Genomic DNA, 13105 nt, shown 5'->3' with positions numbered 1-13105 from the left:
TGGTACCGGGATCACCAGTGGCTGGCCGCCGCGAAGTGCCTGACCGGCGCTCAGTCCGCGCGCAGCTGGTCCACCAGCCAGCCGACCGGGCCGACGCGGATCGCGAGCCGCAGCACCGTCGCCGACCAGCCGGGGATCGTCCCGTCGTCGGCGCGGCGGTCGACGGCGCGTTCGAGGCCTTCCCGGACGCCCCGCGTGAGTTTGCTGTCCGAGATGTCCAGCCGCGGCTGGCCGCTTTCCGGCAGCAGTGTCAGCAGCAGCGCGGCCCGGCTCGTCTCGAGCTCACAGGCAGCCCCGTCCAGAGTGTCGAGCGCGATCTGCTGCAGGAAGCCGTCGGCGCCGCCGAGCGCGAACGCGGGCTGGGTCGCGCAGGGGTCGGGTACGGACAGCGTCCCCCGCCCGCCAGCGCTGACGGTCGAGGCGGTGAGGACGACCGCCAGCACGGGCGCGAGGACGACGGCGACCGCCCGGGTCGCGTGCCCCAGCCGGGCGGGCAGCGGGGTGGGGCCCCGCGGTGCCGACCACCGCCCTCGTCCGATCAGCGACGCCGGCACCAGGGCGATGAGCGCGAACAGGGCGCACAGCCCGAACGAGTCCCGGAACGCGCCGGTGACCGCCGTCGTGATGATGCCGGAGAGGTCGTGTTCCAGGGCGTCGAGGCTGCCATCGGGCGCCACCTGGGCGAACACCGCGTCCAGGTCAGGGAGCTCGCCGGCGGGTGTGTCGCCGAGCGCCTCCCCCAGCGAACGGGCGAGCGAGACCTTGTCGGCCAGCGGGACGGGTTCGCTCAGTCCGGCCTCGGTGCCGGCCACGACCGCGTCGTCGAGCCGCGTCGCCAGTGAGGAGGCCAGCAGCGGGGTGACCGCGGCGAGAGCGAGCACGAGACCGACGTGCCGCGCGACGACCGAGAGGGTGCCGTCGAAGGCCAGGCGTGGGCCGGTGCGGATGGACGCCTCGGTGAGCGTGGGCACCGCGAGCCCCAGCCCGAAGCCGGTCACGGCCAGCGCGACGGCGGCCGTCGTCCAGCCCTTGTCGGGCACGACGGCCAGGCTCGCCAGTCCCCCGGCGACGGTCAGGCAGCCGGCGAGCGCCAACGTGCGCGGCCGGCGCCCGGCGGTGACGTAGCGGCTGGCGAGGGTGCCGAGCGGCAGCACGGTCGCCACGGCGGCGGCGGTCAGCGGCGTCGCGCCCCAGCCATTGATCATCAGAAGGATGACGAGGAACAGCGCGCCGACCAGCGCCGCCGAGACCATCGCCAGCGCCGCGTGCGCGGCCACCAGCCGCGACGAGCGCACCTCCACGGCACCCGCCGGGTCGAGCGGACTGGCGGGGTCGAGCGGACCGGCCGCGCCGGGAGGGCGGGTCGGGCCAGGCGGGTGGGTCGGGCCAAGGGGGCGGGTTGGGCCAAGGGGGCGGGTTGGGCGGAGTGGATCGGTCGGGCCAGGCCAACCGGCCGGGCTGGGCGACCCGGCCGCGGCGCGTGGCTCGGCCGGGTCGCCCTGGGCTGGGCCGGCGGCCCGCGCGGCGCGCGGCAGTGCCACGATCGCGGCCGCGGCCAGCGGCGCCTGCACGATGAAGATCGCCCGCCAGTTGAACATCTCGGTCAGCAGGCCACCAGCGGCGGGGCCGAGCGCGGCGCCGACCGCGGCCGCCGCCGACCAGGCCGCGAGGCCGGCCCGGTCCGATCCGGCGAGCCGCGCGAGCAACGGGAGCGAGCCGGCGAGCAGCAGGGCCGCGCCACCCCCCTGGACGACGCGCAGCCAGATCAGCGACCCCAGCGAGCCCGCGACGGCGCATCCCAGCGACGCGAGGAGGAAGACGACCAGGCCCAGCGCGGTCAACGCCAGCCAGCCGCGCCGGCGCGCGAGCAGCAACACGGGCAGCGCCGCGAGCACGATCGCGACGTTGTATCCGGTCACCACCCACGAGACCGCCGACACGGTCGAGTCGTACTCGGCGAGCAACTCCGGGGCGGCGAGCACCACGATCGAGGCGTCCGCGAAGGCGACCGCCACGGCGAGCGCCAGCAGCCAGCCCGACAGCGGCAGCGCCGCCGCGTCGGCGTCATCACGCGGCCGGATCATGCGTTCGCGCGGGCGGGCACGACGGGCCCTTCATCGGTGGTCACAGACACCAGCGTCCCGGCCATCCACGCCTCGGTCACTGGTGCCAACCCGACATGTCGCCCTTGTGCCACCCATACCCGTCCCGCCCGGCAGTGAGCTTCGGCGATCACGGGTAGGCCCGCGAGGAACGATCACGGGTAGGCCCGCGAGGAAGAGGCGTCGAGGTCGGCTCCGGGCTGCCCAGGGTCACCGGTACGGCTCGCGCCGTCCATGATCGGATGTGGCGTCGGGCCCGCGCGTCCGCCGGGCGAGTGGGATGGTCGGGGGCGCCGACGGTCCGTGGTCGTCTCGTCCGCCGGCGGCGACGACGTGGGGGACGGCGGCCAGATCCGTCTCGTCGCCGGCGCGGCCGCCCATCACCGCTGGGCCGCGATGGTCCGCGGGTCGCGGATTGAGCCAGCCCGGGCGGGTGTCGGCCATGACGAGGCCGAGGACGAGCCAGAGACTCATCGCCACGCGCTCGGCGTTCGCGGGGTTGTCGACAAGGCTCATGACGCAGAACCCGGTCAGCGCGGCGAGTCCCGCGACACCCAGCGAACTCCCGGCCGCCGCGGTTCTGGCGGCCGCGACGAGGCCGCCGACCGTGACGAGCGCGATGGCCACGAAGCCCGCCACGCCCGCCTCCAGCAGCCAGGTCAGCCAGAGGTCGTGGGCGTGGGCATAGGACGGGCCGTCGTGGCCGAGCGCGTCCATCGCCACGCCGGCCTGCCGCGGGCCGACCCCGGTGGCGAGATGGCCGTCGAGGGCACGAGTAGCGAGCGTGAACGCCTCGCTCCGGCCGGACACCCGACCGAGCACTCCGCTCAGGCCCGCCACCAGCAGCCCCGACGCGGTGATCGCCAACGCCGGGCCGGCCGCGCGGGAAAGAAGCCGCCCGTGGGGCCGGCGGGCGAGTACGGCCAGGACGGCCACGGCGGCGGAGACGAGCACGGCCAGGACGGCCGCCCGGGAGAAGGTGACCAGCACCCCGGCGTAGGTGAGCAGGGCCAGGCTGCCGGCGACGACCTGGATCCCACGCCGCCGCGCGGTGACGGCGGGTAGCGCCGCGAACGGGCCCAGCAGCAGCAGGTAGGCCGCCAGCAGGTTCGGGTTCGTGAACGTGCCGATCGCGCGGGTCCGCAGGCCGGGCACCAGCGTCGGGCTGTCGACGGGCCCGAACAGCCCGCGCCGGTAGAACGTCGTCGGCACGTGCTGCACGAGCTGGGCCAGGCCGACGACCGTCGGGATCGCCACGGCGACCAGCGCGAGGAGCGGCAGGGCGGCTCTCGCCTCGGGGTCGAAGCGGACGAGGCCGACGGTGAGGTAATAGAACGCCACCGCCGTGAGGAGAAAACGCAGCGCCGCGCCGTCGGTGTGCTGGTGGGTCGAAATCGCCGTGGCGAGCACCAGGACCGCTATGGGCGGGTCGAGCGCGGTACGGAAGTCTGAGCCACGCGCTCCGGCCAAGATCAGGGCGACGAATGCCAGCGCCAGGAGCACGCGGGCAAGCGTGACCGGGCCCGCCAGCGCCTGGGACGGCAGGATGTCGGCCGAGGTCTCCAGGCAAAGCGCGCAGACGGCCAGCAATGGGACTACAAGGAACAGCTCCGTCCGCCGATGTCGACGGGCGGAACGCTCGGGTAGCGATCCCGGCGACGGGTCGTGCCAGGGCAGCGGGGCGCGCACGCCCCTAAGTCTCGCCTCGCGACCCGCGCTCGGGAGTCATCCACCTGAATGACGGGTCGAGATCTCGGAAATACGCGCCGACACCGCTTCCGATCATTCCGATTCGGGCAGATAATCCCTTCTGACCGCGCCTCGCCTGTCCACACACGTTGACCGATCTGTCGTGTCCGACGCGCGTCGGCCCAGCCATCGCCGAGAGCGACGCCGAGAGCTGAACCGTTCCCGGCGGGCTCGCACGGCGCTTGCCGTGACCGCCCGGCGCAGGATGGGAGAATCACCTGAAAAGGTGCCGATCTGGCTACGAGGCCGACCGCCGGCCTGTCTTCCACAAACTCATCCTCCGTTCCTAACATGCATGATTCCGCCCATCGGAGCGACGGCGGCGGCCATGGGCCGGCCGTGGGCATTGAGGACTCGGCCGGCCTCCGGCGGACACCGCCCCGGCGACCGTCCGAATAGAAGCGAAAGCGGCCGGCCCGCCGCGGTCGCCCCGGCGCGCCGAGCTCGCGATGACGCGTTGATGACAGCGCCGGTCCAGCCGCTGTACTGGTTTCCGGCGGCCCTCCCCTGGTCTCATCGAATGGACGGAAATTCAAGGGGAGATGATTCGAGAACTACCCGCCGACATCATTCTCCCAGGCCGCTAGAAGGAGAGAAAGAATGCTCAGGAATCGTCTGGTGAAGGCCGGCGCGGCCGCTGTCGCGGTGGTGGCGACCACTGGCGTCGTGCTGCTCGGCTCCGCGTCCAGCGCGAGCGCCGCCCGGCCCGACTACGCGTGCGGGCTGGCGTCCCGGCTGGCGTACCACGTCATCACGAGCGGTGGAACCCTCAATCACGAGTTCCTGGAGTGGTTCGCCGAGACCTGCTGACGGTCCGCGCCGTCCGCCGGTCCCGGCCAGGGACCGGTCGCGGCCCTGCCGGCACGCCGGGACGCGACGGCCAGCGGGCTCCGCCGGGAGCCCGCTGGCCGTCGCCGGCCGTCACGCCGTCACGCCGTCACGCCGCCGCGCCGCCGCGCCGTCACGCCGCCGCGCCGCCGCGCTGGGACATCGTGACGAACAGGTACAATGGCGGCGTCGCCCCCACGGCGACCACCCACACCGCCAGCCCGCATGGGCGGCTGTCTCTCCGGCCGGTCCGCCTGGCCGAGAACGATGGGTGGCCTGGCCGGTTCCTCGTGGCTCCCTCGGATCCCGCCTACCGCCTCGGCCGCACCGGCCGTCAGGCGGAGGCTCGAAGCCACGCGCGCCCGGCGGCGCACCGACGCCGCCGGCCCGATCAGCGACCAGTACGACCACGGCACGCTCCCCCGCCACGGTCACGACGCACCCGTCACGACGCGCACCTACGGACACGGCGATGACCCGCGCACCGCCCGCGGAGCCATCGCCGCGCACTGCCCACAACTCGACATCGATGCCGAAGGACGACAGACATGGCTGACTACGGCAGGCCTGGTCACGGCCGGCTCAGACCACCAGGATCGCTGCGCCGGGGCGTGCTCGATCGGCATCGTGGGAGCGCCGCGTGCTCGCCGCCGTAGCCGGCCCCTTCGTTCTCGCCGCGCTGCTCCCGACGCTCGCCGGCCGGCTCGGCGCCCGTGTCCACCTCGTCGGCGCCGTGGTGCCGGCCGCGACCTTCGGCTGGCTGCTGACCCAGGTCCCGGCGGTCGGCGCCGGGGCCCGGCCGGAGGCCCACCTGCGCTGGGTGCCCGACCTGCACCTGGTCATGGCCCTGCGGCTGAGCCCGTTGGCGCTGCTCATGGCGCTGCTGGTCACCGGGGTCGGCACCCTGGTGTTCTGCTATGCCCGCTGGTACCACGCGCACGACGGCGACGGGTTCGGCCGGTCGGCCGGCGCGCTGCTCGCGTTCGCCGGCGCGATGCTCGGGCTGGTCCTCGCGGACGACCTGCTGACCCTGTTCGTCTTCTGGGAGCTCACCACCGTCTTCTCGTTCCTGCTGATCGGCGGGAGCGGGCGGACGTCGCCGGCCCGGCGGGCCGCGGCGCGGGCGCTGCTGGTGACGACGGCCGGCGGGCTGGCGATGCTGGCCGGTCTCGTCCTGCTCGGCGAGGCCGCCGGCACGTACCGGATCTCGGGCATCGTCGCCGACCCGCCCGCCGCCGACGGCCCGGTCGTCGCGGCCCTGGCACTCGTCCTCGTCGGCGCGGCCAGCAAGTCGGCGCTGGCGCCGTTCTCGTCGTGGCTGCCAGCGGCGATGGTCGCGCCGACGCCGGTGAGCGCCTACCTGCACGCCGCGGCCATGGTGAAGGCCGGCGTGTTCCTCGTCGCGACGCTGACGCCGGCGTTCGCCACCGTGCCCGGCTGGCGGATCCCGGCGGTCGCGCTCGGCGCGGCGACGATGGTCGTCGGCGGGGTGCGGGCGCTCGCGGCGACCGACCTCAAGCGGCTGCTCGCGTTCGGCACGGTCAGCCAACTCGGCTTCCTCGTGGCACTGGTCGGCTTCGGTACCCGGACGGCCGCGCTCGCCGGGGCGGCGATGATCCTCGCGCACGCCCTGTTCAAGGCCACACTGTTCATGATCGTTGGCGTCGTGGACCACCGGGCCGGGACGCGCGACCTGCGCGCGCTGTCCGGCGTCGGGCGGCGCGCTCCCCTGCTGACGGCCGCCGCTCTGCTCGCGGCGGGCTCGATGGCCGGGCTGCCGCCGTTCGTCGGCTTCCTCGGCAAGGAGGCGGCGTTCGAGGCGTTCTGGCACGACTCCGGGCTCGCGCCGCTGGCCGTGCTGGTCGTTGGCGCCGCGCTGACGACCGGCTACACGCTGCGGCTCCTGTGGGGCGCGTTCGCGACGAAGGACGGCGTGCCGCCGACGCCGCTCGCGCCGGCGAGCCCGATGTTCACCGCCCCGGCGCTGCTGCTCGCCGCCGCCGGGCTGGCCCTGGGTCTCGCGCCGGCGGCCGTCGACGCGCTGGCCGCCGGCTACGCCGACGCCTACGCGCCAAGCCCGGACGGGCGCTACCACCTGGCGCTGTGGCACGGGCCCGGCGCGGCGCTCGCGCTGTCCGCCGGCGCGCTCGCCGGCGGCTGCGCGCTCTTCGCCGGCGCGCGCGCCCTCGAGGCGCGCCTCGGCGCGGGCGCCGGGTGGCGCGCGCCGTGGCCGCGCGGCTCGCGGCCCGGTTCACGGTCCGGCGGTGAGGGGCCGGGCGCCGCGGCCGTCGACCGGCTCGCGATGGCGGTCGCCGCGCGCACGCAGATCGGCTCCCTCCCGGTCTACCTCGGCGTGATCATGCTGGTGGTGCTGGCGGTCCCGGGAGCCGCGCTGCTCGCGGGCGGGTCCTGGCCGACCGAGGTACACGCCTGGGACTACGCCATCCAGCTGCCGCTGGCCACGATCGTGCTCTGCTGCGCGTTCGGCGCGGCGCGGGCGCGTAGCCGGCTGACGGCCGCGCTGCTGCTCGGCGGCGTGGGCTACGGGATCGGTGGGCTGTTCGTCGTTGACGGCGCCCCCGACCTCGCGCTCGCGCAGTTCCTCGTCGAGTCGCTCTCGCTCATCGCCTTCGTCTTCGTGCTGCGCCGGATGCCGACGCGGTTCTCGACCGCCGACCGCCCTCGGGTGCTCCGCTGGCCGCGGATCCTGGTCGCCTTGGCGGTCGGGACGTTGGTCGCCGTGTTCGCGGTCGCCACCACCGCCGCCCAGACGGAGCCGAGCAAGGTGAGCGCCGAGTACATCGCCCGTTCGCCGGCGCAGACCGGGGCGACGAACGTCGTGAACGCCATCATCATCGACTTCCGGGCACTCGACACGCTCGGGGAGATCTCCGTCCTGGCGGTCGCCGCGCTCGGTGTCGCCAGCCTGCTGATCGCCCGCGGCCCGTCCGCGGCCGCGGACGCCGCCGCGTTCCGCGCCCACGACGGTGGGGTGCCGCGCCGGCGCGCCGAGCCGGCCTCCGCCGTGGCCGGTTCCGTGGCCGACGAGCCGCCGCCCGCCGATCTGCTTTCGGCCGGGACGGTCACCGAGCCGCGCCCGGCGGCGGGCGGCGAGACGGAGCCGGCCGGCGCCGGGCGGCCTTCGCCTGGTGCCAGCCGCGACGCCGGCCCGGTCCGCGGGTCGGTGCTGCTCGAGGTCACCACCCGGGCCCTGTTCCCGGTCGTCCTCGTCTTCTCGCTGTACCTGCTGTTCGCCGGGCACACCCGCACCGGCGGCGGCTTCTCCGGGGGGCTGGTCGCCGGCTTCGCCTTCGTCCTGCGCTATGTCGCCGGCGGCCGCCGGCAGGTCGGCGCGGCGGTGCCCGTCGCGCCGACGGTGGTGATCGGCGCCGGCCTGCTCACCGCGACGCTCGCGGGCCTCGCGCCGACGGTGTTCGGCGGCGCGGTTCTGGAGAGCTACGTCTTCAAGGGAGACCTCCCAGTGCTCGGCCATGTCGAGCTGGTGACCAGCCTGTTCTTCGACGTCGGGGTCTATCTGCTGATCACCGGCGTGGTGCTCGAGCTGCTGCGCACGCTCGGCACCGGCGTCGACAAGGAGGCGTTCCTGCCGCCCGAACCGGTGGTGGACGCGGAGACCGGCGATCGCGACCATGCGGTGCTCGCCGGCCCGGTCCCGATCCCGGGGCCGGGAGCGAGGGCGGAACTGGGCCGCGCGTCGACGGGTTCGGACCGATGACCCCGACGGCGCTCAACCTCACGTCCGCCGCCGTCGTCGGCGGGCTGTTCACCGCCGGGACCTACCTCCTGCTGCAACGGTCGCTGATGCGGATCCTCATCGGGATCGTGCTGCTCGGCCATGCCACGAACCTGCTCCTGCTGCTCGTCGGCGGGCGCAGCGGCCGGGCGCCGATGGTCGGCACGTCCGCGCCCGAGCAGATGTCCAACCCGCTGCCGCAGGGGATGGCGCTCACCTCGATCGTCATCACGTTCGCGCTGACGACGTTCCTGCTCGCCCTGGCCTACCGGTCGTGGACCCTGCTCGGCGACGACGAGGTGCGCGACGACGTCGAGGACGCCCGGATCGTCCGGCTCCAGCGGGACCTCAGCGCGCACCGGGGAACGACCACCGACCCCGAACAGACGGACGCCGAACAGACAGGCACCGAACAGACGGACACCGAACAGGACAGCGCCGAGACAGACGGTTCCGAAACGGCCGTCGGCGAAACGGACGGCGCCGAGACGGACGGCGCCGAGACGGACGGGGCGCGGGACGAGGAGGAAGGGCAGCCGACCCAGGCCGCCAGGCGGGGCGCGGGCCCCGCCCGCGGCCCGGATCACCCGGAGGGGAGCACCCCGTGAGCATTCTGGTCGTCCTGCCGATGATCGCTCCGCTGCTGGCCGCCGGCGTGATCCTCGTGCTGCGCCGCCACCCCCGTGCCCAGCGACTGCTCGCCCTGGCCGTGATCGGCGCGATGGCGGCCGACTCGGCCGCGCTGGTCGTCCTCACCGACACCGGCGGGCCGATCGCCGCGAACCTGGGTGGGTGGCCGGCGCCCATCGGGGTCACCCTGGTCGCGGACCGCCTCTCGGCGCTGCTGCTGCTCGTCTCGGACGTCGTGACGTTCGCGGTGTTCTGCTACGCCGTCGGGCAGGGCGCCACCAGGGACACCTCCCGCGGCGACAACACGATCTTCACGGCCGTCTACCTGTGCCTCGTCGCCGGCGTCGCGCTGGCCTATCTGACCGCGGACCTGTTCAACCTGTTCGTCGCCTTCGAGCTCATGCTCGTCTCGTCCTACGTCCTGATCACGCTCGGCACGACGGCCTCCCGGATCAGGGCGGGGATGACATACGTGATCGTCAGTCTCACCTCGTCGCTGCTGTTCCTGACGATGATCGCGCTGGTGTACGCCGCCACCGGCACGGTCAACCTCGCCGACCTGGCCCGCGAGGTCGGCGGCCTGCCGGACGGGCTGCGCGCCGCGCTGGGCCTGCTCGTCCTGGTCGTCTTCGGGATCAAGGCGGCGGCGGTGCCGTTGCACTTCTGGCTCCCGGACAGCTACCCGACGGCGCCCGCTCCGATCACGGCCGTGCTCGCCGCGCTGCTCACCAAGGTCGGCGTGTACGCGCTGATCCGGACGCACACCCTGGTGTTCTCCCACGACGGGACCTGGCTGCTGCTGCTCGGCGTCGCCGTCCTGACCCTGCTGGTCGGCGCGCTCGGCGCGATCGCCCAGGAGGACCTGAACCGGATGCTGTCGTTCCTGCTCGTCAGCCACATCGGGTACATGCTGTTCGGGCTGTCGCTGTTCACCGCGATCGGCCTGTCCGGCGTGATCCTTTACATGGTCCATCACATCCTGACCCAGGCGACGCTGTTTCTCGTCGGCGGTCTCGTCGCCGGGTACGCGGGCACGTCGGTGCCACGCCGCGCCGGCGGCCTCGCCGCCGCGGCCCCGGTGGTGGCTGTGCTGTTCGCCGTTCCGGCGCTGAGCCTCGCCGGGGTGCCGCCACTGTCCGGCTTCGTCGCGAAGCTCGCCCTGCTCCAGGCCGGCTCGCGGGCCGGCGGCGTCGCCGCCTACCTGGCCATCGCCGCGATGCTCGCCGCCAGCCTGCTGACGTTGTACGCGATGGTCCGGGTGTGGGTGTTCGCGTTCTGGCGGCGGCCCCGGCCCGCGTCGCCCGACCCGGAGCCGCCCGGCGCCGCGCCGGCCAACCCGGCCACCGTCCGCCGCCCGATGATCGCCGCGACGGCGGGGCTGGTCGCCGCGGGCGTCGCGCTCACGGTGTTCGCCGGCCCGCTGGCCGGCCTGACCGGCCGGGCAGCCGAGGACGTCCTGCGCCCCACGGTCTACCAGGATGTCGTCCTTCCGGCGGCGGGCGCGGGGGGTGGCCGGTGACCGGCTCGCCCGCGCCCGCCGGCGGCCAGGCGCGGGCGGGCGGAGCCGCCCGGATCACCCGGCGCCCGGCCCAGCTGGCCTGGCTGTGGCTGGTCTGGGTGCTGCTGTGGGGGCGGGTGAACGGGCTCGTCGCGCTCAGCGGCGTGGCCGTCGCGGCCACGGTGCTCGCGGCCTTCCCGCTCCGGCCGCTCGGCGCCGCCTCGCGCGCCCCGCGCATCCGCCCGCCGTGGGCGCTGGCGCTGGGCGCCTACCTGATCGCCGACCTGGTTCCGTCCAGCCTCAAGGTCGCCACGCAGATGATCAGGTTTGGTCCGGCCACCCCGTCGGCGATCATCGCCGTTCCGCTGCGCACCCGTTCCGAGGTGGTCTCGACGCTGGTCGCCCACGCGGTCTCGCTGGCGCCCGGCTCGTCGGTCCTCGAGGTCGACCGCGACGCCGGGGTGTTCTACGTCCACATGCTCACCTCCGGCGGGCCGGAGGCGGTCGAGAGCGCGCGCGCCAGGATCGACGGCCTGCAGCGCAGGGTGATCAGGGCGTTCCCCGACCAACCGGACCGCCCCGCCCAGCCGGACCGCCCCAGCCGCTCGGACCACCCGGACCGGCCGGTCACGTCGGGACACCCCGAGGAACCAGATCACCACGAACGTCCGGCCGGGCCGTTCGAGCCGGAAGGGAAGGGCCGATGAGCATCATCTACGGCGTCACGCTGGCGCTGCTCGGCGTCGCGGGCCTGCTCACGCTGGACCGGGCGGTGCGCGGCCCGACGAACCTGGACCGCGTCGTCGCGCTCGACGTGCTCGTCGTGCTGCTCGTCTGCGGGGTGGCGGTCGACATCGCGATGTACCGGGAAGGCTGGAACATCGCGCTGCTCGGCGTGGTCGCGCTGTTGGGCTTTCTCGGCTCGGTGACGGCGGGCCGCCTCGTCGAGCAGCGCGGGACCACCCGATGAACGGCGCCGACGTCGCGACCGCGACGCTGATGCTGACCGGGGCGGTGTTCTGCGTGCTCGGCTCCTGGGGCCTGCGCCGCTTCCCCGACGTGCCGTCCCGGCTGCAGGCCGCGACCAAGCCGCAGACGATCGGCCTGCTGTCGATCCTGGCCGGCGCCGCCCTGCAGGTGGAGCCGCGCTACGGCGCCGGGCTGGCGCTGGTCGGCCTCCTGCAGCTGGTGACGGCGCCGGTCGTCGCCCAGCGGGTCAGCCGGGCCGCCTACCGCACCGGCCGGATCCGCCACGACCTGCTGCTGGTCGACGACCTGGCCAGCCACCGCGGCGAGACCCCCGCGCCCGGCCAGCCGGCCCGTCCCGACCGCCGATAGCGGGCCCGTCCCCGGTTACGCCCGACGCGAGCCCATTGGTTCCGAGGTCCGGCGTCGGCCGGCCACGTGGGGCGACGGAAAACCGCTGGTAGCTGTCCGGTCCTGGGATCGGGCCATGAGCTGTGGCGCCCGACGAGCCGGTTTTCGGCACCATCGCCTCTGGGATCATGGTCGAAGACCCCGCGCCAGCGCGGATTCCGCGCCCGGCACCGTCGTCGAGTCCTCTCCGGCGGGCCGGTGACCTCCGGCCGTAGGCGGGCCGGAGGTCACCGGCCCGCCCGCGGCCCTGTGTGGTCGTGCGCTCAGGTAGCCGGCGACCGGGCGAGGAACGGCGCCGCCATCGCCGCGCCGTAGCGTTCGGCGCCCGCGTTGTAGACCGGGCACTCGGTCATCGCCGGGGTGGGCACCGGGCAGAAGTGCACCCGGTCGGGCCCGCGCACCCGGACCTGGCCGTCCGGCTGGCATGGTTCACCCGGCCGGCACGGCAGCCGGGCGGCCCACCGCCCACGGGCCGTGACGACGAGGTCGGCGAACACGACCCCGGTCTGGTCGTGAACCGCGGCGATCGACCGCAGCACGCGGTCCAGATCGGTCATGCCGTCGGTGCGCACGGGCTGGTCCGGGCGTGGTGGCGCGACCGCCAGCCACACCCGGACCCCGCCGGCCCGCAGCAGCCGGACCGCGGCCTCGCCGTCGGCCCGGTACGCGTCGACGACGTCGCGGCCACGCATGCACGCCGACAGCGCGTTCCCCGAGAAGGACAGCACCGCGTCGGTAGGCCGCCACTCGCGGATCTGGATCGGGATGTCCGCCAGCCAGTCGCAGGGCGCCGTGCCGCCGAAGGTGCGGGTCCTGACCTGGGCGCCGGCCGCCTGGGCCGTCTCCTGGAACGCCCCCCGCGACTCCCATGCCAGCGAGTCGCCCCAGAGGACGACCCGCGGGTCCGCCGGCGCGGCGGCGCCGGGTGCCGCGCGCGCCAGGATCCGGTCCCCGAACGCGCCCGCGCCCATGGCGGCCCCGGTGGCCACGCACGCGACCAGTGTGACGAGCACCGCCAGCGGGAGGAGCACGAAGGTGAAGGCTCCCAGCGTGACGACGTCCTCCCGACGGGTGGACGTTCGGCCTACTCGCATGCCGGGCTCCCCGCCGCGCCGCCCGGCCCGCCGGCGGCGGGCGGAGGCCCCCCGAGGGGCCGGCGGGCCGGCG

General features: G+C 74.8%; 10 protein-coding genes. 7 read left to right on the top strand and 3 right to left on the bottom strand.

What is annotated here, in order from left to right; translation table 11 throughout:
- Positions 1-50: 50 nt before the first annotated feature.
- Positions 51-2084, bottom strand: coding sequence for an MFS transporter (locus I6A81_RS05850; RefSeq protein WP_203004946.1), 2034 nt, complete (start codon positions 2082-2084; stop codon positions 51-53).
- Between the two features lie 228 nt (positions 2085-2312).
- Entirely contained in the window at positions 2313-3791 is a 1479-nt protein-coding gene (locus I6A81_RS05845; protein WP_203004947.1) for an O-antigen ligase family protein, read from the bottom strand.
- A gap of 660 nt (positions 3792-4451) precedes the next feature.
- Between I6A81_RS05845 and I6A81_RS05840 the strand changes: the two genes are divergently transcribed.
- From I6A81_RS05840 to mnhG, 7 genes are all read left to right on the top strand, one after another.
- Positions 4452-4661 carry a hypothetical protein gene (locus tag I6A81_RS05840; protein WP_203004948.1) on the top strand — a complete coding sequence of 70 codons (210 nt, stop codon included), beginning with the start codon at positions 4452-4454 and terminating at the stop codon, positions 4659-4661.
- Between the two features lie 658 nt (positions 4662-5319).
- Positions 5320-8415, top strand: coding sequence for a Na+/H+ antiporter subunit A (locus I6A81_RS05835; RefSeq protein ID WP_203010119.1), 3096 nt, complete (start codon positions 5320-5322; stop codon positions 8413-8415).
- A complete protein-coding gene (locus I6A81_RS05830) occupies positions 8412-9041 on the top strand; it encodes a Na(+)/H(+) antiporter subunit C (protein ID WP_203007765.1) in 630 nt (209 codons plus the stop codon). Before I6A81_RS05835 ends, I6A81_RS05830 begins: the two co-directional genes overlap by 4 nt.
- Positions 9038-10582 (top strand): Na+/H+ antiporter subunit D, encoded by a 1545-nt coding sequence (locus I6A81_RS05825; RefSeq protein ID WP_203007764.1) that lies wholly within the window; start codon positions 9038-9040, stop codon positions 10580-10582. The genes I6A81_RS05830 and I6A81_RS05825 overlap by 4 nt, the downstream gene beginning before the upstream one ends.
- On the top strand, positions 10579-11268 hold the full coding sequence (locus I6A81_RS05820; protein ID WP_307874490.1) for a Na+/H+ antiporter subunit E: 690 nt from the start codon (positions 10579-10581) through the stop codon (positions 11266-11268). The genes I6A81_RS05825 and I6A81_RS05820 overlap by 4 nt, the downstream gene beginning before the upstream one ends.
- Positions 11265-11531: a monovalent cation/H+ antiporter complex subunit F gene (locus I6A81_RS05815; RefSeq protein ID WP_203007763.1), complete on the top strand. Its 267-nt coding sequence runs from the start codon at positions 11265-11267 to the stop codon at positions 11529-11531. Before I6A81_RS05820 ends, I6A81_RS05815 begins: the two co-directional genes overlap by 4 nt.
- Entirely contained in the window at positions 11528-11899 is a 372-nt protein-coding gene (gene mnhG / locus I6A81_RS05810; protein ID WP_203007762.1) for a monovalent cation/H(+) antiporter subunit G, read from the top strand. The genes I6A81_RS05815 and mnhG overlap by 4 nt, the downstream gene beginning before the upstream one ends.
- 302 nt (positions 11900-12201) lie before the next feature.
- Here mnhG and I6A81_RS05805 read toward each other — a convergent pair whose 3' ends face one another.
- Positions 12202-13032: an SGNH/GDSL hydrolase family protein gene (locus tag I6A81_RS05805; RefSeq protein ID WP_203010118.1), complete on the bottom strand. Its 831-nt coding sequence runs from the start codon at positions 13030-13032 to the stop codon at positions 12202-12204.
- Between the last annotated feature and the right edge of the window lie 73 nt (positions 13033-13105).

It is taken from the genome of Frankia nepalensis (genome assembly GCF_016786325.1).
In the GTDB taxonomy this organism is placed as follows: Bacteria; Actinomycetota; Actinomycetes; order Frankiales; family Frankiaceae; genus Pseudofrankia; species Pseudofrankia nepalensis.
The sequence above is the reverse complement of the archived record's forward strand: the minus strand, read 5'-3'. Positions and strand labels throughout refer to the sequence as shown.

Coding starts and splice junctions, on each gene's coding strand:
- I6A81_RS05840 (WP_203004948.1), top strand. CDS start 4,452: ATGCTCAGGAATCGTCTGGTGAAGGCCGGCGCGGCCGCTGTCGCGGTG.
- I6A81_RS05815 (WP_203007763.1), top strand. CDS start 11,265: ATGAGCATCATCTACGGCGTCACGCTGGCGCTGCTCGGCGTCGCGGGC.
- I6A81_RS05830 (WP_203007765.1), top strand. CDS start 8,412: ATGACCCCGACGGCGCTCAACCTCACGTCCGCCGCCGTCGTCGGCGGG.
- I6A81_RS05805 (WP_203010118.1), bottom strand. CDS start 13,032: ATGCGAGTAGGCCGAACGTCCACCCGTCGGGAGGACGTCGTCACGCTG.
- I6A81_RS05850 (WP_203004946.1), bottom strand. CDS start 2,084: ATGATCCGGCCGCGTGATGACGCCGACGCGGCGGCGCTGCCGCTGTCG.
- mnhG (WP_203007762.1), top strand. CDS start 11,528: ATGAACGGCGCCGACGTCGCGACCGCGACGCTGATGCTGACCGGGGCG.